Origin of the sequence: Agrobacterium sp. AGB01, assembly GCF_014851585.1 — a bacterium.
GTDB lineage: Bacteria > Pseudomonadota > Alphaproteobacteria > Rhizobiales > Rhizobiaceae > Agrobacterium.
In genome coordinates, this window is sequence record NZ_JACVAB010000002.1 from 639774 (window position 1) to 659746 (window position 19973).

The 19973-nt window shown below is 54.6% G+C and carries 18 protein-coding genes; 5 read left to right on the forward strand and 13 right to left on the reverse strand.

Translation table 11 applies throughout. The annotated features are described in order from the left end of the window. Positions 1–87 precede the first annotated feature (87 nt). On the forward strand, positions 88–354 hold the full coding sequence (locus IB237_RS09745) for a DUF2188 domain-containing protein (protein WP_192488437.1): 267 nt from the start codon (positions 88–90) through the stop codon (positions 352–354). A gap of 46 nt (positions 355–400) precedes the next feature. Here IB237_RS09745 and IB237_RS09750 read toward each other — a convergent pair whose 3' ends face one another. The 5 genes from IB237_RS09750 to trxB all read right to left on the reverse strand — a co-directional run bounded on the left by IB237_RS09750 (position 401) and on the right by trxB (position 5434). Then, positions 401–1342, reverse strand: a complete 942-nt coding sequence (locus IB237_RS09750) for a LysR family transcriptional regulator (protein ID WP_192488438.1) — start codon at positions 1340–1342, stop codon at positions 401–403. Between the two features lie 180 nt (positions 1343–1522). After that, the gene (locus tag IB237_RS09755) at positions 1523–2635 is read right to left on the reverse strand and encodes an alkene reductase (protein ID WP_192488439.1); all 1113 of its coding nucleotides are present in this window, start codon (positions 2633–2635) and stop codon (positions 1523–1525) included. A 13-nt stretch (positions 2636–2648) separates the two neighbouring features. Further along, a complete protein-coding gene (locus tag IB237_RS09760) occupies positions 2649–2942 on the reverse strand; it encodes a helix-turn-helix transcriptional regulator (RefSeq protein ID WP_192488440.1) in 294 nt (97 codons plus the stop codon). A gap of 591 nt (positions 2943–3533) precedes the next feature. Beyond that, positions 3534–4430: a LysR family transcriptional regulator VtlR gene (locus IB237_RS09765; RefSeq protein ID WP_352230544.1), complete on the reverse strand. Its 897-nt coding sequence runs from the start codon at positions 4428–4430 to the stop codon at positions 3534–3536. 29 nt (positions 4431–4459) lie between these two features. Next, a complete protein-coding gene (gene trxB / locus IB237_RS09770) occupies positions 4460–5434 on the reverse strand; it encodes a thioredoxin-disulfide reductase (protein ID WP_192488442.1) in 975 nt (324 codons plus the stop codon). Between the two features lie 243 nt (positions 5435–5677). Here trxB and IB237_RS09775 point away from each other — a divergent pair, with 243 nt between their 5' ends. Then, positions 5678–6145, forward strand: a complete 468-nt coding sequence (locus tag IB237_RS09775) for an Lrp/AsnC family transcriptional regulator (protein WP_192488443.1) — start codon at positions 5678–5680, stop codon at positions 6143–6145. Between the two features lie 50 nt (positions 6146–6195). Here IB237_RS09775 and IB237_RS09780 read toward each other — a convergent pair whose 3' ends face one another. Genes IB237_RS09780 through greA form a run of 3 tightly spaced genes read right to left on the reverse strand, consistent with a single transcriptional unit; the run spans position 6196 to position 8977 of the window. Then, positions 6196–7404, reverse strand: coding sequence for a nitrogen fixation protein FixF (locus IB237_RS09780; protein WP_192488444.1), 1209 nt, complete (start codon positions 7402–7404; stop codon positions 6196–6198). Beyond that, positions 7391–8470 (reverse strand): glycosyltransferase family 4 protein, encoded by a 1080-nt coding sequence (locus IB237_RS09785; protein WP_192488445.1) that lies wholly within the window; start codon positions 8468–8470, stop codon positions 7391–7393. Before IB237_RS09785 ends, IB237_RS09780 begins: the two co-directional genes overlap by 14 nt. Before the next feature lie 30 nt (positions 8471–8500). Beyond that, complete coding sequence (gene greA, locus IB237_RS09790) at positions 8501–8977, reverse strand: transcription elongation factor GreA (RefSeq protein ID WP_192488446.1); 477 nt, start codon at positions 8975–8977, stop codon at positions 8501–8503. Positions 8978–9198: 221 nt separating this feature from the next. On the opposite strand from greA, the gene IB237_RS09795 reads away from it, so the two are divergent. Continuing rightward, entirely contained in the window at positions 9199–10431 is a 1233-nt protein-coding gene (locus tag IB237_RS09795; protein WP_192488447.1) for a putative DNA modification/repair radical SAM protein, read from the forward strand. After that, positions 10431–11972 carry a UdgX family uracil-DNA binding protein gene (locus IB237_RS09800; protein WP_192488448.1) on the forward strand — a complete coding sequence of 514 codons (1542 nt, stop codon included), beginning with the start codon at positions 10431–10433 and terminating at the stop codon, positions 11970–11972. The genes IB237_RS09795 and IB237_RS09800 overlap by 1 nt, the downstream gene beginning before the upstream one ends. On the opposite strand, the gene IB237_RS09805 is transcribed toward IB237_RS09800, so the two are convergent. The 3 genes from IB237_RS09805 to carB all read right to left on the reverse strand — a co-directional run bounded on the left by IB237_RS09805 (position 11904) and on the right by carB (position 17591). Beyond that, positions 11904–13448, reverse strand: coding sequence for an MFS transporter (locus IB237_RS09805; protein ID WP_192488449.1), 1545 nt, complete (start codon positions 13446–13448; stop codon positions 11904–11906). The genes IB237_RS09800 and IB237_RS09805 overlap by 69 nt on opposite strands. A gap of 120 nt (positions 13449–13568) precedes the next feature. Further along, positions 13569–14015, reverse strand: coding sequence for an SRPBCC domain-containing protein (locus IB237_RS09810; protein ID WP_192488450.1), 447 nt, complete (start codon positions 14013–14015; stop codon positions 13569–13571). A gap of 90 nt (positions 14016–14105) precedes the next feature. Further along, a complete protein-coding gene (carB, locus tag IB237_RS09815) occupies positions 14106–17591 on the reverse strand; it encodes a carbamoyl-phosphate synthase large subunit (protein ID WP_192488451.1) in 3486 nt (1161 codons plus the stop codon). A 271-nt stretch (positions 17592–17862) separates the two neighbouring features. Between carB and IB237_RS09820 the strand changes: the two genes are divergently transcribed. Beyond that, positions 17863–18783 (forward strand): neutral zinc metallopeptidase, encoded by a 921-nt coding sequence (locus IB237_RS09820; protein WP_192488452.1) that lies wholly within the window; start codon positions 17863–17865, stop codon positions 18781–18783. 3 nt (positions 18784–18786) lie between these two features. On the opposite strand, the gene IB237_RS09825 is transcribed toward IB237_RS09820, so the two are convergent. Further along, a complete protein-coding gene (locus IB237_RS09825) occupies positions 18787–19248 on the reverse strand; it encodes an SRPBCC family protein (protein WP_192488453.1) in 462 nt (153 codons plus the stop codon). 146 nt (positions 19249–19394) lie between these two features. Continuing rightward, on the reverse strand, positions 19395–19877 hold the full coding sequence (locus IB237_RS09830) for a DUF2938 domain-containing protein (RefSeq protein ID WP_192488454.1): 483 nt from the start codon (positions 19875–19877) through the stop codon (positions 19395–19397). Between the last annotated feature and the right edge of the window lie 96 nt (positions 19878–19973).

The window sequence follows — 19973 nt, forward strand, 5'->3', positions numbered from 1 at the left end:
ACACATGCCGCCATGCCGCGACGCCATGTCCTTTGTATCATCCTCGCGGCCAGCGACATGTCCTTCAAAAAACAGGAGGAAATGCGCATGACAAAAGTGGTGTACGAGATTGTGCCGCATGATGGCGGTTGGGCTTACAGGATGAATGGTGCCTGGTCGGAAGCCTTTCCAAGCCATGCCGATGCGTTGGCTGCCGTCAACATTGTGGTGCAGGAGCAGCAGGTTGGTGGCGAAGATGAAGAAATAAGCTACCAGGATGAGCGCGGACGCTGGCATGAGGAATACAGCAATGGCGGCGACCGGCCAGAGGCTGTCATTGTGGACGAAACCGTACCCACTATGCCCAATTCTTGATATTGCCTGCCTTGTTTAGCAGGGTGGCGTAAGTCTGCCGTGTTGTTCAGGGCCTATGTGTTAGTGCCTCTGGGTCCATTTGTTTCAGATGGCCTTTCAAGCCGTCGACAAGCGCGCTGAAAACCGCGCGACACTTGGGTGATGTTCTCAGGTTCTCGTGCATGGCAACCCAGGTGTAGAGCGGAATTTCGATGGCAGGCAAAATGCGCACCAGATTGTCCTCCCTGTTGGCAATGCCGATCTGACAGACGCCAATACCTGCACCTGCACGGATCATCGACAGCTGCGCCAGATTGCTGTCCGCCCGTATCGAAAAGCCGATTGCCTCCGCATCGGGAATACTGGGATTGTCCTTGCGCATCTTTTGCAGCAGTCCGCGGATGAAGGGCGTTTTCCGATCAAAACCAATCAAATGATGGTTGTCGAGATCCTGTTTTTCCTGCGGTGTACCCGCTTTGGCAAGATAGGATTTGTGGGCGTGAAAACCCAGCCGCATATTGCCGACATAACGAATGACCAGTGCCTCTTGCAGCGGTTCGGTCATGCGAACGGCAATATCAGCCTCGCGACGCACCAGGTCTTCTATTGTGTCGGAAAGCGATAGTTCGATTTCCAGCTTCGGATATTTTTCCTGAAGGCCCGCGATGATATCGGGCAGAATTTCAACGCCGATAATATCGGCGGCGCTGATACGGACTGAACCCTCAACCTTGCCGACCTCACCTGATGCTGCGCGCAACAGTGCCGATGCGGTCGCCGCGAGGTTTTCTGCGTAAGGTCGAAGGGCCAGCGCTGCCTCCGTCGGCATCAGGCCGTGAGGTGAGCGGATAAAAAGCTGGTAACCGAGCGTTTCTTCGAGCGCACCGATATGGCGCCCGGCGGTTGGCTGGGTGATGCCCAGCTCACGGGCGGCAGCGGACAGAGAACCGTCACGCAAGACACTCAGGAATGTGCGGTAAAAATCCCAACTTGGCTCGATGCTGTTCATAAAAATCCGTATGGATGTGCATGGAAATTAGTCAATTTCGTATAGCCGGATTTCTAAAATCATTCCAGTTTTGAAACGGAATTGTGATCGCTTGGTGTTTTGGTTGGGATGGCGCAATTCGCAGACTGATTCAGAGACACTGCGCAATCGGTTGATTGCGCAGTGGGATTTACATGCCGCTCAGGCGAGGGCGGGGTAGTCTGTGTAACCTTCAGCGCCACCGCCGTAGAGTTTTTCTGGCTGCAATGCGTTGAGCTCAGCATTTTCCTTGAGGCGACGCACCAGGTCCGGGTTGGCGATGAACGGACGGCCAAAGGCGATGGCATCTGCCTTGCCGTTGGCAACCGCTTCAATTGCGGTTTCGCGGGTGTACCCGTTATTGGCGATCCATAGACCCTTGCCACCAGCGTTGACGTAGGCGGCTCTCAGCGCGTCATAGTCAAATGGGTTGCCGCTATCGGACAGATCGCGTGGACCGCCTGTCGCGCCTTCCACGACGTGGACAAAGGACAGCCCTCGGCCGCCAAGCTGCTTTACGACATATTCGTAAAGAGGCTGTGGGGCAGGTTCGGCGATGTCGTTTGCCGGGGTGACCGGCGAAAGGCGAATGCCAGTACGACCAGCACCGATTTCCTTTGCAACCGTGTCTACCACCTCAATCAGGAAGCGGCTGCGGTTTTCAATCGAGCCGCCGTACTCGTCGGTGCGCTGATTGGTGCTGGATTTCAGGAACTGCTCAATGAGGTATCCGTTGGCTGCGTGGATTTCGACGCCGTCAAAACCTGCGTCAATAGCAAAGCGGGCAGCCTTGCGGTAATCCTCGAGGATGGCTGTTATGTCAGACTTGTCCAGCTCCCGGGGGGCGGACGTTTCGGCAAACGCGCCGCTGCCATCTTCATTGATGATATAAGTTTTGGACTTAGCGATAATGGCGGAAGGGGCGACCGGCTGGCCTTCCTGGGGCTGCAGCGAGGTATGCGAGATGCGGCCGACATGCCAGATCTGGGCAACAATCTTGCCGCCTTCTTCATGCACGGCATCCGTCACCTTTTTCCAGCCTGCCAAGGCTTCCGGCTTGTAGAGGCCCGGAACATGGGCATAACCCTGGCCCTGCTGGGTAATTGCGGTGCCTTCGCTGACAATCAGGCCGGCTGTAGCGCGCTGGCGATAATAGGTGACATTGAGATCATTCGGGAATTCACCCGGCGAACGGTTGCGCGTCAAAGGTGCCATCACGACACGGTTTGCGAGAGTAATATCTCCGGCCTGCGCTGGATCGAACAGATTGCTCATGTTGCTCAACTTTCTACAAATTTTCATTCAGATATTGTTGAAATGCCGCAATGGTCTCTTCATTGCGCTCGTAAAAAATCCACTGCCCAACCTTGCGGGATTTGATGAGTTCTGCAGCCTGCAGGGTGGCGAGGTGGGTTGATACAGTTGATTGCGACAGGCCGCTGACTTCGAACTGTCTGGCGCAAACGCCCATGCTGAACGGATGCTCCTGGCCACAAAAATGGTTTTCCGGGTCTTTGAGCCAGATCAGAAACTTCAACCGCACGGGATGCGATAGAGCTTTCAGCACATCCTCATGGTTCATGGGTTTGTCCTCATATTTGCGTTGATCGATATGTGTATCGACGTTTATCGATATTCAAGATCGACGCCGTAAAAAATCTCACGGGAAAAACGAGCAAAAAAATAGGCCGCCAGATTTCTCCGCGGCCGTAAGTTTGAAGGTTAAAAACCTCCAGAGGGGAACAGCTAGTGCACTGGAAAATTCATCAGCGCATCAGCTAGTCCACATATGGGAGTTGTGTTGCTCAATCGCAAGGGATGATTTTCTAATAAAACGCGATTTTTTCGAAAATGGGTAAAAAAAGAGGGCCGCCGGATTGCTCCAGGGCCCTTATAAGTGTGAAGGTTAAAAAACCTCCAGAGGGGAACAGCTAATGCGGTGGAACTGGGAGGAAAGCCACCGTGTGCACTAGCTGTGAGCGATATGGTGCTTTTTTGTGCATACAGCAACTCTTTTTTGTGCAGGTCAGGCATGCGTCTAACGCATCGCTTAAGAACTTTGTCTTATTTCTGTGCAAATCTCGCCTGTCAAACGACAGGCGATTCTCTTGATTTGCGATATAACTAGTTGTTTTTGTTGAGTTTACTCAGGTGGTGCGGATTTTGGGCAGAATCAGAAATTCCAGTTGCGCGCCTTGGCGACAATGAAATCACGGAAAGCCTTAAGCTTTGCGGCATTCTTCATTTCGTCCGGATAGCAGAAGTAGGTATCGAAAGATGGAATGTCTGCGCTGATCGGTAGCTGGATCAGACCGGGGTCACGGCCAACAATGTAGTCGGGCAAGCAGGCAATGCCGATGCCGAGCAGGCATGCACGTTTGATCGACGTCTGACTGTTGATCTGCAGGTGCGGTGTGCGGGCATTATCAGACGAGCGTCCGGCATATTCCAGCCAATTGACGTCCAACAGGTAGTTTGGCGCAGGTTCGCCGAACGAAATGATGTGGTGGTTGTCCAGATCCTCGATCGACTGCGGCTCGCCGTAGCGATTGATATAGGACGGTGCAGCATACACATGCATATGCACGGTGAACAGCTTGCGTTGGATAAGATCCGACTGCTGCGGCTGGCGAAGACGAATTGCGCAGTCAGCATGTCGCATGTTCACGTCCAACTCCTCATTGTCGAGGATAAGCTGGATGGACATTTCAGGGTAAAGTTGCAGAAATTCCTGAATTTTGTCGGTCAACCAACCCTGGCCAAGGCCCACTGTCGTTGTGACACGCAGTTTGCCGCTTGGCTTCTCGGTCGTCTCCGTCAGCTGCATCTTGACGGTTTCAAGCTTCAGCAGAACATCATGGGCGGTGCGGTAGAGCAATTCGCCTTGCTCTGTCAGGATAAGACCGCGCGCATGGCGGTGGAACAGCTTGACGCCGACATCCTGCTCCAGCGCGCTGACTTGCCGGCTGATGGCCGACTGGGACAGGTGAAGTTTATCGGCCGCGTGTGTGAACGAGCCAGCTTCCGCTGCCGCATGGAAAATGCGCAGTTTATCCCAGTCTAATGGCATGCCCATGCTGTTCCCTTATCGTTGTTATCTTACTCGGCCGCTATTGCTGCGGGTTGGTGTCCTGCCAGGAAACGTTCGGCCTCCAGTGCCGCCATGCATCCCATGCCGGCTGCGGTGATTGCCTGTCTGTAGGTATCGTCGGTAACGTCGCCTGCAGCAAAAATGCCGTCAACATTGGTCGCTGTGGAGTCCGGTGCAGTCCACATGTAGCCATTTGGCTTGAGACGCAGCTTGTCCTTGAACAGCTCAACCGCTGGCGCATGGCCAATCGCCACGAAGACGCCGTGCGTTTCGACTTCGGTAATCGCGCCGGTGCGTGTGTCCTTCAGCTTTGCGCCTGTCACAGATGGTGGCATTGGCGGCTTTGCCGGTGTGCCGACGATTTCCTCAACGGCAGTGTTCCAGAGAACCTTGACGTTTTCCTTGGCGAACAAACGTTCCTGCAGGATCTTTTCCGACCGGAAAGAATCGCGGCGATGAACGACCGTGACGGTCTTGGCAATGTTGGACAGATAAAGCGCTTCTTCAACGGCAGAGTTGCCGCCACCGACCACGATCACGTCCTTGTTGCGGTAGAAGAAACCGTCGCAGGTTGCACATGCGGAAACGCCGAAGCCCTGGAAGTGCTGTTCGCTTTCCAAACCAAGCCATTTTGCCTTGGCGCCGGTTGCAATGATCAGGGTGTCAGCGGTCCACACGGTGCCGGAATCTGTCTTCACGACAAATGGGCGGGTGGTGGTTTCTACTTCAGTCACCAGATCGTTGACGATTTCTGCGCCGACATGGGTTGCCTGCTTCAGCATCTGGTCCATCAGCCATGGACCCTGGATCGGATCGGCGTAACCAGGATAGTTTTCCACATCGGTTGTGATCATCAACTGGCCACCCTGTTCCATACCGGCAATAAGGACAGGCTCGAGCATGGCACGCGCTGCATAAATGGCAGCTGTGTAACCTGCTGGGCCGGAACCGATGATAAGAACTTTGCTGTGGCGCGCGGACATTATTTGACTTCCTTTCGATGCGGTTCGGGATGAAGCAGGTGCAATGGACGCAAATGCTAAAACGCCGCCGCCTGTTTTGCCCCGTATTTAAGGGCGTACAGCACCGATATTCAAGGGCAGCCGTGCTTTACCAACAGGGCAGTTATGCAGTTGTGTAATTTTATGACTTGTTTGCCTCACATTCTTGCGAATCTTGGCGTCAGGAGTAGAAGGAATGAAAACCATTACCACGGGAGATAGCCGGTGACTCGCGTAGAACTCGATGCCATCGATCTTAAAATTTTGCGAGAGTTGCAGCGAGACGGTCGTATGACCAATGTCGATCTGGCCGAGAAGGTCGGGATCTCTGCGCCGCCATGCCTGCGTCGCGTCAGAAAGCTGGAGGAGGGCGGCGTGATCGAAGGGTATCACGCCATGCTCAATGCCCCCAAGCTTGGCTTTGATCTTGTTGCTTTCTGCATGGTTGGCCTGAAGCGCCAGTCGGAAGCCAACCTCAAGGCCTTTGCTGCGGCGACAGATCGCTGGCAGCTTGTGCGTCAGGCCTGGATGGTCTCTGGCGAAAGTGATTTTCTGCTGCACTGCGTGGCGGAGAACCTGACACAGTTTCAAGACTTCGTAATTGAAGTGCTGACGGCTGACGAAAATGTCGACACGGTTAGAACGATGCTGACCATTCGGCAGGTCAAGCGTATCGGTCTGGTCGAAGTCTAAGACGGGTTAAACTCTCCCGATAGCGGTCGCCGTTGTCGGGAGGTGTTTTTTCAGAGCGTGCTACGGCTGGATTGTTGCAGGCCGTTATATTCTGCCAGCAGACGCGAATGTGTGTCTTCGCCTCGGCCCCGTTTTCTAATTCTCTCTATCAGATCGGCGTCGACAGCCTTGAAGCTGCCGGGCAGCAGGAAAACATTATAGACATAACGCAGGAACAATTGTCTGAGCGTTTCATTGGGCTGCCATTCATTGAGCGCCGTTATAGCCTGCTGCAAACGTTCAAGCGAACGCGCCGAGATGACCAGTTCCGCCATCTCATATGGCGCGTCACCCAGCACGATGACCTTTTTGCCGATAGCCAGACCTTCAAGCCCGACGGTAGAATTGATGGTGATGACGGCTGATGAACCCTCAATCAACTTGCGGGTTTCGTTGTGGTTGGCAAAAATAATACGCGGATGCGGTTCGATGTGCTTCTGAATGGAAAGCGGGAAGCTTGGGTGTTCCTTGATGACGAAATGCCTGTCGGGCATTCTTTCAGCCAGTTGATACAGCACCTCATAGAAGTGCTTCATGTCCCTGATCCACGGCGAATAAGCCAGGATCTGCATGTCGCTTGGCACCTGGAAGGGCACGAATATATAATCAGCCGGCAGGTTGGTAAGTTCTTCACCCTTTTGTTTGCTGCTGCGTTTCACCAGCGTCTGCGGCATATCCCCGGTGATATGGCTTGCAGCCCAGTAATAAAAGGCAGGATCTCTTGGCAATGTGCTGCCGAAATTGATGCCTTTGGTGTCGCACTGGATGGTATCGGGGAAGAAGCCGTTTTCCATCATCACCATCGGACGTGAGCGCTGGATGGCTGCTTCCATCAGCAGGGACGCCGGCATCATGAAGCCGTTGAAGATCAGCGCACTTGCGTCGGGGTAGGCGTTCAGCCGGTCTTCAATCAAAATGGCCGACAGGCGTGATCTCATGGCAGTGGTTGCCCGGTAAAAGGCAACGGACAGCGGGTTTGAATACAGCAAGGGCAGCCGGATTTGGCGTCGTAACAGATTATGCTCGATGCTGGGGCGGATATCGATCGAACATCCCTTGTCGCTGAACAGGCGGCCCAGTTCACCAACGCCGTGGCTGCGGATAAACTCCTTCAAACCTTCTGTCAGTTTGAAGGGGGCGCAGTCCATGCCCGAGCGGAGGACGGCCTTGAGAGGTTCGTAATTGTTTCGCTGAGAATATATGAACTCAACGTCTGTCATTGGGATGTCCGCCTTGTTGGGCTACGCGCTCGTAAATCTTTTGCAACGCACGTGCCTCACCCTGAAGTTCGAAATTGTTGAGCATGTGGCTACGTCCTGTTTCTCCCCATTCCAGGGTTTCGGCAGGGTTCTCAAGACGATTTTTGATAGCGTTGCGAAGGGCATCGCCATCACCGGCGGCAACAACAGTGCCTGTTTCGCCCGCCAGCACCATTTCAGCATAGGCGCCGGCATCGCTGGTGACCACTGCAGTTTGCGATGACATCGCTTCAAGTGGCGTCAGGCCAAAACCTTCATTGCGGGAAGGGGCGACGTACAGCGTCAACCGACGGTACCACGGCTTGATGTCATCGACCTCGCCGAGAAAGACGATGCGTTTTGAAAGTCCGGCAGCGTCGATATCTGCTTTCAGCTTGTCGGCAAAGGATTTGTGTTCAGGGGTGACACGGCCGCTAATGACCGCAGTCCAATCTGGATAGGACGGAAGCAGCGCAATCATCGCCTGCACGAAAAGATCGGTGCCTTTTTGATGACGTACGCGGCCAAAACAGCCCACGAGATATTTTCCAGGCAGGCCGGTTGCTTCTATTGTGTCGTCGTTGCTTTTCGGCGGATGGAAAAGTTCGGTATCCACGCCATGCATGATGACAGTATGCGGCACTTCAAGGAATGAGCCGGAACGAGCGCTGGTTGCGACAACCTCATCCATCTGGGCAATGAGCTTACGGGTGTAACCTGAGTGCTTGCGTTGTGCTGCAGAGGTGAAAACCAGTTTCACCTTCATACGTAGGACATCACGCATGAAAATGCCCGGCAGCATTTCCAGATTGCGCCGCGCATGCCAGACGCGCGGGCCACCACCGGGAGCCTGTTGCCACAGGCGCCACAAATCCCGAAACCGGATATGTGGCAGGTTTTCTGGCAGGCCGGGGCCTAAGGTTGCCACCTTTTGCCCCAGCCTGTTTTGAACCGGTACCAGTTGAATGATCGTCGACGTGACGCCGGATAAACGTTTTTTGAAATTCGGGGCAATGACCCGAATGTCCTTTAATTCGACTTGTGTCACGTCTTGCTCCGAAAAAAATGAATGTAGTTATTACATCCAGTTTACGGAGAGGATTTCATAACCCTTGGCGCCGCCGGGTGCGTTGACTTCGATGCTGTCGCCAACTTCCTTGCCGATCAGCGCGCGCGCAATCGGTGAGGAGATGGAGATACGGCCGGCCTTGACGTCCGCTTCCTGGTCGCCAACGATCTGGTATGTTCTTTCTTCGTCGGTGTCCTCGTCAATCAGCTTGACGGTGGCACCGAACTTGATCTTGGAACCTGACATTTTGGACAGATCGATGATCTCAGCACGAGCTGTCAGGTCTTCCAGTTCGGAAATGCGACCTTCATTGTGGCTCTGTGCTTCCTTGGCAGCGTGGTACTCGGCGTTTTCAGACAAATCGCCATGGGCACGTGCTTCCGAGATAGCCTCGATGATGCGTGGGCGTTCTTCCTGTTGACGCCAGCGCAGCTCCTCCTGCAACTTGGTGTAACCGCCTTGAGTCATCGGTACTTTCTCTACCATTTCTTATTCCTTCGCATTCCATCCGCTTCACGCAGACACAAAAAGAAACAGGTTCCGAAGTAAAACTTCGGAACCATGCCCAAAAACAACAATTCCGACCACTATATCAGAAGACCACCTCAAATTGCCAGAAGATTTGACGCTTACATATTTTGTGAGGATTTCGAGGGTTTCCAATGTGGAAATTGACAAATCTAAAAAGAACATATAGTGAACATTATATGGGAAAGTCAATTAAAGAACGACTCGCGGTTCTCTCCGATGCTGCGAAATATGACGCATCGTGTGCTTCCAGCGGAACCACAAAACGAAACTCGGCAGCGGGTGGCGGGTTGGGTTCGACTGAGGGGTCGGGCATTTGTCATGCCTATGCGCCGGACGGTCGCTGCATCTCGCTGTTGAAAATCCTGCTGACCAATTTCTGCATCTATGACTGCGCCTATTGCATTAACCGCTCATCCAGCAATGTCGAGCGCGCCCGCTTTACTGTGGAGGAAGTGGTATGGCTAACGCTGGAATTTTACCGACGCAACTACATAGAAGGTCTTTTTCTATCCTCAGGCATTATCCGGTCTTCCGATCACACGATGGAGGAACTGGTTCGGGTGGCGAGGGAGCTGCGCGTAACGCACGGCTTTCGCGGTTACATTCATCTCAAATCCATTCCCGAAGCGTCCGCCCATCTGGTGGAGGAGGCGGGGCTTTATGCCGATCGCCTTTCGATCAATATCGAATTGCCAACCGATAGCGGTATCGGCCGTTTTGCCCCGGAAAAACAGCCCGGCAATATCAGGAGATCGATGGCCGATATCCGCCTGAAAATTGAGGAAGCGGGCGAGCCGACACTGAAGACAAAGCGCGTCAAAAAATTCGCGCCTGCCGGTCAAAGCACGCAGATGATAGTCGGTGCAGACGGCGCAAATGACAGCACGATCCTGTCCACCAGCGCGCGGCTCTATGGCAGCTACGGTTTGCGCCGTGTGTACTATTCAGCCTTCAGCCCTATACCGGATTCGTCAAAGAATCTGCCCTTGATCAAACCGCCGTTGATGCGGGAGCATCGGCTTTATCAGGCTGACTGGCTTTATCGCTTTTACGGTTTTGATATCGGCGAGATAACCTCGACACAAAAGGACGGCATGCTGGATCTCGATATCGATCCGAAGCTCGCCTGGGCGCTGGCCAACCGGCAGAGCTTTCCTGTCAACGTGAATACTGCAGACAGGGAAATGCTGCTGCGTGTTCCGGGTTTTGGAACCAAGACGGTCAATTCCGTGCTGTCATCGCGCCGTTTCCGGAGGCTGCGTCTGGAGGATCTTGCCCGGTTTGGCGTGTCGATTAAAAAGGTCAAAGCCTTTGTGGTGACCGAGGGTTGGACGCCGGGCAAATTGACGGAACGGCCGGATTTACGCGCCATGTTTGCACCGCAGCCAGAACAGCTGACGTTGCTGTAATGTACCGGATTTCGCTGGAGGGCCGTGGAGATTTTGGCGAGTGGCGAGATGCGGCACGGGCCTGCCTTGCAGCAAAAATTCCGCCTCATGACATGGACTGGCGCTTACGCAACGAGAGCGCTGGCCTGTTTGGTTTTGAGGACGACTCTGCGCTGCCCGCAGCAAAAGGTGATGCTTCGGTCAGTGTTCCCGCAGCCTTCATGCCGTTGGCGCAAGCGATAGTCTGTCACAGTGACCCGTCTCGGTTTGCCTTGCTTTATCGGCTGTTGTGGCGGCTATCCGATGACCGAACACTGTTGCAGCTCAAGGCCGATCCGGATGTTGCCCGTGCCCGCAACCTGGAAAAATCGGTGCGCCGCGACAGCCACAAGATGACGGCCTTTGTCCGTTTCAAGGAAGTACCTTTGCCGGAGGGCATTGCGGGACGGCGGCGGTTTATTGCCTGGTTCGAGCCAGATCATTTCATTGTTGAACGCAAGGCTGATTTTTTCCAGCGGCGATTTACAGATATGGATTGGCTGATTGCTACACCAAAAGGTTCTGCGCGTTGGGATGGAGAGACACTCGAGACGTCGCGAATTGCAGCGGAAAAGCCGGATCTAACCGACGAAACCGATGAGCTTTGGCGAACCTATTATGCCAATATTTTCAATCCGGCACGGTTGAAGATAAAGGCGATGACGGCGGAAATGCCGAAAAAATACTGGAAGAACCTGCCGGAAGCCAACCTTATTCCGGAGCTCATTTTAGGTGCAGAGGCACGTGTACTGGAAATGGCGGCGAAAGCGGCCACTGAACCGCAGCTGTTTCATCATCGCATTCAGGCCATGGCGGAAAATCGACCGGCACCTGCTTTGCCTGATGCCGATACGCTCGAGGGTTTGAAACATGAAGCGCGCAGTTGCACGCTCTGTCCGTTGCACTGCACTGCCACGCAGACGGTATTCGGTGAGGGGCCATCCCGTGCGGATGTGATGATCGTTGGTGAACAGCCGGGTGATCAGGAAGATTTGGCTGGTCGGCCGTTTGTCGGTCCGGCTGGCAAGGTGTTTAATGAGGTCGTGTCGCAGACCGGAATGGATCGCTCTAAATTTTACGTCACCAACGCCGTCAAACATTTCAAATATGAACCGCGTGGCAAGCTGCGCATTCATAAACGGCCAGACGTTACGGAGATTGAACATTGCCGCTGGTGGCTGACCCGCGAGATCGATCTGGTTCAGCCGAAACTGATCGTCGCCATGGGGGCGACTGCGGTTTTTGCGCTAACGGGCATCAAGGGCAAATTATCAGACCTGCGCGGCAAACCAATGCCGATGCAGGGCGACAGGCTGTTGTTTGTCACGGTGCATCCATCCTACCTGCTGCGCATTCCCGATGAAGGTAAAAAGGCCGAGGAAATGCGCTTGTTTCGCGAGGATATGGCGACGGTCAAAAAAATGGCCGAGCAAATCTGTGTCAATGAGGTTCGCTCAATGCGAACCGACAGCACTTTCATCGATATGAGCCTTGGCATAGACCTTGCGCGCAATGACGGCTAGCAGGAGCAGGATTACGGACGCGAGAAGACAGCAGGCGGCAAAGCCGGTTGAGAAACCCTGCTTAGCGGGTTCGAGCCAGGACGGATCGGTAGAGCCGCCGAGAGCTTTAGCCGTTTCCACGGCTCCCGCCAGTGTTGCCGACACTGCTGTTGCTTGCGTTTGGTCAAGCCCGGTCAGATCAACGCCTGACATTGTCATGCGGTAAAACACGGTGCCAAGACTGCCAAGCAGTGCAACACCAAGGGCGCCACCAAATTCGGAGCTGGTTTCGGAGATGGCTGATGCTGACCCGGCACGCTCCGGCGGCGCCGTGCCAACGATCAACCCGGTGGTGGTGAGAATGACAGGCACGAAACCAAGGCCGATCAACATGCTGGCAAACAGAATGCCGACCAGACTTTCATAATAGGCGGCAATAGCCATGACTGTTGTGCCGACAACATTGACCATTAGACCCATCAGCACCGTTTTGACCGGGCCGAAATGGTTGGTGAAGCGGTACGCCTGAAACGACATGATGGTGAAAACCGATGCCGATGGAATAGACCACAGGGCAGCCTGCAGAGGCGTGAGACCGATGACCAGCTGCAGGAACAGATTTTGATAGAGGAAAGTGCCGAATACAAAGAAGACGCCGGCCAGATTGACCATTAATGATGCTGTAAACGCCGGAATGCGGAACAGTTTGAGATCAATCAGCGGGTGGCTAAGGCGTTGCTGACGGCGAATAAAAAACACACCAACCAACAGGCCAATTGCGACGGGCAACAACTGGATGGGTGCAAATCCATCTGCCGCCATGTGTTTGAAACCGTAGATGATTGGCAGCACGGTTGCGAGTGACAAAAGAACGCTGGGCAGATCAATGCCTTCCGCCTCATCGTTCTTGTATTCCGGTAAAATGAACGGTGCGATGATCAGTAGAAACAACATCACCGGGATGTTGATCAGAAATACTGATCCCCAATGAAAATACTCCAACAACAAACCGCCGATTAGCGGGCCTATCAGGCCGCCAAGTGCGAATGCAGACCCCCAGATACTGATGGCGCGGTTTCGTTCGGCCTCGTTCTTGAAGATATTGACGATGAGCGACAGGGTGGATGGCGCAACAGTGGCGCCTGCAATCCCCTGAAGCGCCCGTGATATGATCAATTGTTGCGAGGTGGCGGAAAAGGCGGCCAGTGCAGATGCGACACCAAATGCGAACGCGCCAATCAGCAGCAGTTTGCGACGACCGATCCGGTCGCCCAATGTGCCCATGGTCACCAGAAAACCAGCGACCATGAAGCCATAGATATCGTTGATCCACAGCAGCTCAGTGGCATTCGGATCAAGGTCGGCGACGATTGCCGGCATGGCCAGAAACAGCACCGACAGATCCATGGAATAGATCAGGCAGGCAATCGACAGGACACAGAGGCCGATCCATTCACGCTTGCTGGCGTGATCCTGCATTGATGGTATGTCCGTCATGCCGTTCCTCCCGCATAGGCGAGAGATTTTCCTGAAATTGCAAAATTGGCAAGTATCAAACTCGGGCTAGTACCTACGCCCGTTCAGTCCGGCTGCAAGGCTGTGACAACATCATGGAGATTATCGATCTTGCGAAATCTGCAGCAGAAGGTCTTCCAGCCGGTCGAAGTTCTGTTCATTGGCAGCGGCAATAAACTTCTTCAGCTCGAGGTTTTCTTCTGTCGCATCGAACAACATACGCCAGTTGAGCCGGGTGCCGTCAGCCTGCTCCGTGAAGTCTATTTCCATGGTGTAGACGTGGATCGGTTCGTGATGTTCAAAGACAATACGCTCCGGCACGATGACTTCCCGGAAGGTAGAGACATTGTGGAATTCGGTACCGTTGGAGGCTGTCATGGTAATCCGCCATGTGCCGCCGGGTCTGAAATCGAATGTACCGATCCGATTGGTAAAACCATCTGGTCCCCACCAAAGCGACAGTAACTCGGTGTCTGCAAAGGCGCGAAACAGGGTGTCGCGATCCACGCTGAACAGACGTGCGTTCAGAACTTCCATCTTGTCGGTCATGTCGATCCTCGCACTTATCGGTTTCTCAAATTGCGGGCAAAAGAAAACCGGCCAACATTGCTGTTGGCCGGTTGATGGTATCGCAAAGGATCAGAAGTAGCTTTGCAGCGGTCTGACTTCCAGGTTGCCGGCCTTCAGCGCCTTGATGGCGAGGGCTGCGGCCTCTGCACCAGCCATAGTGGTGTAGTAAGGCACCTTCTGCATCAGCGTTGCGCGACGCAGCGACTTCGAGTCGGAGATCGCCTTGTTGCTGTCGGTGGTGTTGATAACCAGCTGGACCTGACGGTTACGAATGGCGTCTTCGATGTGCGGACGACCTTCCTGAACCTTGTTGATCTTTTCGGCTTCAATACCCTGTTCTGCGAGGAAGCGCTGGGTGCCGCCGGTTGCGAGAACCTTGAAGCCGATTTCCACGAGAATGCGGATGGCTGGCAGAACACGTTCCTTGTCTTCGTCACGAACCGATACGAACACGGCGCCGGAGCGAGGCAGATCAACACCAGCACCAAGCTGCGCCTTGGCAAAGGCCAGTGCGAAGTCGGTATCGAGGCCGATGACTTCACCGGTCGAGCGCATTTCAGGTCCGAGCAGAATGTCGACGCCAGGGAAACGAGCAAACGGGAAGACGGCTTCCTTGACGGCAATGTGCTTCAGGTTGCGTGGATCTGGCTTTTCGCCGTAGGCCGCAATGGCTGCATCAAGCTTTTCGCCGGTCATGACACGGGCCGCGATCTTGGCAATCGGTGCGCCGATGGTCTTGGCAACGAATGGCACGGTACGCGATGCGCGTGGGTTGACTTCAAGAACGTAGATCGTGCCGTCCTTGATGGCGTATTGCACGTTCATCAGGCCACCAACATTCAGGGCCTTGGCAAGAGCCGTTGTCTGACGTTCCAGCTCGTCAACGATTTCGTTCGACAGCGAACGAACCGGTAACGAGCAGGCGGAGTCACCGGAGTGGATGCCGGCTTCTTCGATATGCTCCATGATACCCGATACGAAGACGTTTTCGCCATCGCACAATGCATCAACGTCCACTTCAACCGCGTTGGTCAGGTAGCTATCGAACAATAGCGGGTTCTTGCCGAGCAGCGTGTTGATCTGGCCGGTCTTGTCGTTCGGGTAACGCTGCTTGATGTCTTCAGGTACGAGGCCCGGAACCGTGTCGAGCAGGTAGGCCTGCAACTGGCTTTCCGAATGAATGATCTGCATGGCGCGGCCACCCAGAACGTAGGATGGACGAACAACCAGCGGGAAGCCGATTTCAGAGGCAACCAGACGCGCCTGCTCAACCGAGTAGGCGATGCCGTTGTTTGGCTGGGCGAGGTCCAGCTTCATCAACAACTTCTGGAAGCGGTCACGGTCTTCTGCAAGGTCGATCATGTCAGGCGCAGTGCCGAGGATAGGGATACCGTTCTTTTCAAGCGCTTCAGCCAGCTTCAGCGGCGTCTGGCCACCGAACTGTACGATAACGCCAACCAATTCACCCTTCTCCTGCTCGGCGCGCATGATTTCGATCACGTCTTCAGCTGTCAGCGGCTCGAAATACAGGCAGTCGGAGGTGTCGTAGTCGGTCGACACGGTTTCCGGGTTGCAGTTGATCATGATGGCTTCAAAGCCTGCATCCTTCAGTGCGAAGGCGGCATGGCAGCAGCAATAGTCGAATTCGATGCCCTGGCCGATACGGTTAGGACCGCCGCCGAGGATGACGACCTTCTTGCGGTCGGACACTTCTGCTTCCGAGCGTAGTGCGCCAACAAATGGCGCTTCGTAGGTCGAATACATGTATGCGGTTGGCGAAGCGAATTCAGCAGCGCAGGTATCGATGCGCTTGAAGACCGGGCGTACGTTGAGGCTATTGCGAAGCTCGGCAACTTCCTTTGGACGCTTGTTGGTCAGGCTGGCGAGACGGGCGTCGGAGAAGCCCATGGCCTTCACTGCGCGCAGGTTTTCCGCGTCGGTCGGCAGACCATGTTCGCGGATGCGGGCTTCGGTGTCAACGATCGCCTTGAACTGCGCGATAAACCATGGGTCGATCTTGCTGTTTTCGTGCACTTCCTCTTCGGACATGCCCATACGTAGAGCCTGAGCAACCATGCGCAGACGATCCGGTGTCGGTGTGCCGATAGCGGCGCGAATGGCGTTCTTGGAGCCTTCGCCTTCTTCGTAGCCCGGGATTTCGATTTCATCGAGACCCGTCAGGCCGGTTTCCATGCCGCGCAGCGCCTTCTGCAGCGATTCTGCAAATGTACGGCCAATCGCCATGACTTCACCAACCGACTTCATGGCCGTGGTGAGGATTGGCGACGCGCCTGGGAACTTTTCAAAGGCAAAGCGCGGGATCTTGGTGACGACGTAGTCGATCGATGGTTCGAACGAGGCCGGGGTTGCACCACCGGTGATGTCGTTGTCCAGTTCGTCCAGCGTGTAACCGATGGCGAGCTTTGCAGCGACCTTGGCGATCGGGAAGCCGGTGGCCTTGGAGGCCAGCGCAGACGAACGCGACACGCGCGGGTTCATTTCGATGACGACGAGGCGGCCGTCCTTCGGGTTAACCGCGAACTGAACGTTCGAGCCGCCCGTTTCCACACCGATTTCGCGCAATACCGCGATCGATGCATTGCGCATCATCTGGTATTCCTTGTCCGTCAGCGTCAGGGCCGGAGCCACGGTGATGCTATCGCCAGTGTGAACGCCCATCGGGTCGATGTTTTCAATCGAGCAGATGATGATGCAGTTGTCCGCCTTGTCGCGGACCACTTCCATTTCATATTCTTTCCAGCCGAGTACGGATTCTTCGATCAGCACTTCAGTGGTTGGCGATGCGTCGAGACCGCCGCCGATGATCTCAAAGAATTCCGAGCGGTTATAAGCAATACCGCCGCCGGTGCCGCCCATGGTGAAGGATGGGCGAATGATGGCGGGGAGGCCAACAACATCAATTGCCTGTGCGGCAATGGCCATTGCGTGGCTGATGTAGCGTTGCTTGCGATCTGTTTCACCCAGGTTCCACTGGTTTTCCAGCTCGTCGAGTGCCTTGTCCAGATCAGAACCGGAAAGCTTGGCCTTCAGTTCTGCGCGGGCAGCTTCGTGTGTCTTGCGGTCGGCGTCCTTGATCTCGGTGGCGTTGGCCAGCATCGAGCGAGGTGTTTCAAGGCCGATCTTAGCCATGGCTTCGCGGAACAGGGCGCGGTCTTCAGCCTTGTCGATTGCCTCAGGCTTTGCGCCGATCATTTCGACATTGTAGCGGTCCAGAACACCCATGCGCTTGAGAGAGAGCGCCGTGTTAAGTGCCGTTTGACCACCCATGGTCGGCAGAAGCGCGTCTGGGCGCTCCTTGGCGATGATCTTGGCCACGACTTCCGGAGTGATTGGCTCGACGTAAGTGGCGTCTGCAAGACCCGGATCCGTCATGATCGTGGCCGGGTTGGAGTTGACGAGGATGACGCGGTAGCCTTCCTCTTTCAGCGCCTTACACGCCTGCGTGCCGGAATAGTCAAATTCGCAAGCCTGACCAATAACAATCGGTCCCGCGCCGATAATTAGGATGGACTTGATATCTTGGCGCTTCGGCATGGCTCTCGTTCCGCTTCTCGTGTTGCGCAAAAAACGGCCATGGTGAAGGTTCACCGGCCGGGGCGCGCAATTTCAAATATTTTCAGGCTAGAAGCGGCTTATAGGCAAATGTTTTAACGAACGGAACCCCGAAAGTTTAAAAATCGACAGGAAATATGCATTCGCATATCTGACATGCATTTCATGGAGCAACTTCATTTCCATGATCTCAATTCGCTGATACAACACAAGACATATATTAGCGTTATTTTCTGTCGGGAGATAAACGACCATGGAATGGAAAGGGCGCCGTCAGTCTGACAACGTCGAAGACAAACGTGATATGTCAGCAGGCCGGGGTGGGTTGGGCAATGATCCTTTCAGCCGCACCGGGTTTCGAATTCCTTCGGGCGGCAGGCGCACTGGTGGTGGAATCGGTATAGGCGGCCTTCTGGTCATCCTTCTCGTCAGCTGGTTTCTCGGCATCAACCCGCTTACCCTGCTGTCTGGCGGTGAGGGCATGATGGGGGATAGCTCATCGCAGCAGACCGGCACCCGTCCGCAGGGCAATTCCACCGACGATACCACGGCTTTTGTCCGTGTTGTGCTGGCTGAAACTGAAAATACCTGGAGCGGCATTTTCAAGTCTGCGGGTCAGACCTATCAGGAACCGACACTGGTGCTGTTTTCCGGTCAGGTGTCTTCGGCTTGCGGATATGCGTCTGCGGCAACTGGCCCGTTCTATTGCCCGGGGGATCGCAAGGTCTATCTCGACACCACCTTCTTCCGCGAGCTGGACCAGCGTTTTGGCGCAGCCGGCGACTTTGCGCAGGCCTATGTGATTGCACATGAGGTTGGCCATCACGTGCAGAACCTTACTGGTGTGTTGCCGGAGTTCAACCGCCGTCGCCAGTCGATGAGCCAGGTGGATGCCAATCGCATGTCGGTTCAAGTTGAGCTGCAGGCGGATTGTTATGCCGGCATCTGGGCAAAATTCACCGAGCAGGAAGGTATTCTTGATACCGGAGACCTCGAAGAAGCGCTCAATGCTGCGCATCAGATTGGTGATGATACGCTGCAAAAGCAGTCGCAAGGGTATGTCGTGCCTGACAGCTTCAACCACGGCACATCGCAACAGCGCATGACATGGTTCAAGCGTGGTTACGACACTGGTCGCGTTGCTGACTGTGATACGTTCAACAGCAATATCTGACGGTCATTTATACATGTCTTCGCGCAGATTGATGCCGTATTCCAGATAGGCCTTCAGGGCGCACAGCATTTGTGACCAGCCCTGACAGTTTCCATAGGAAGCTTTCAACCCGGCTGGCGTTTCTCGCCAGCCGTTTTCGTTGATACTGACAAGCGTCCTGTCATCACCGATCGCTTCAAAGCTGATTGTCACCGTGGTGTTGTAACTGCCTGCGTCATCGACGCCCTCTTCATTCGCTTGCCATTGCAGGATGATTTGCCTGTCCTGTTCGGCCTTGATGACCTTCACAGGAAATGCGCCGGGGAAATCGTGGAAATCCCAGCTGACGGTGGAGCCGGTTTCAAGCCTGCCCTCTGCGCCACCCGTTGTGAAATAACTGGACAATTTCTTTGGATCGGCAATCGCCTCGAAAACCTCATCAAGCGGTTTTGATATTCTGGCGGACACTGTGAATGTCAGTTCCATTTTATCCTCCCGTGCAGACATGCATTTTGCTGCAAACTCGTGAGGTGTCACTGGAGTTGCACTTAAGGAATATGTGTCGACGGGATGATCGCGTAAAAATAACTGAACCGGCACATCCGGTTCAGTATTACCGGCCAGAGGTGTGATTAACCGGCAAGCAGCAGGGCTGACAAAAACATGCCGAGCGCAAAAATAGTATGCGCAACAAGGTTCAACACGCGCACTTTGGTCGGGTTTGGAGTTTTGGATGCGGCCCATCCGAGGCCGAGGCCCGGTTGAAGCAGAAACCAGCCAGCACCAACGGTAACAATGCCGACGATCCACGGCTGGATGAAGTGCGGCTCAGCGAACCATAGTGGTGTCACAACCAACGCCAGAATGATGCCATAGAGAACGCCAATCGCGTAATGCATGAACCAGCCAAGTGCCACTTCGTTTTTGTAAGGTGTCGCATTGGCGATACTGTCGTGAAAAACCTTGCCCTTGGGCAGGTGCCAGAACCAGCGACCGGGAGGTCCCCAATTCGGGGCGGGCTGCTTGAAGACGAAATGGAGAATATAGGCCCAGATATCCATGAGGATGGTTCCGCCTATGCCCATGACCACGCCGCGCCAAATAATCTCCGACATTCCCACTCTCCCGACTCTCTATGTCGTCTGGCAAGGTGTCGGCTTTTTTGGGGTTCGGCAAGTGCAGTTTGGGGGCTTTGCAGCTCTCGGTCATGA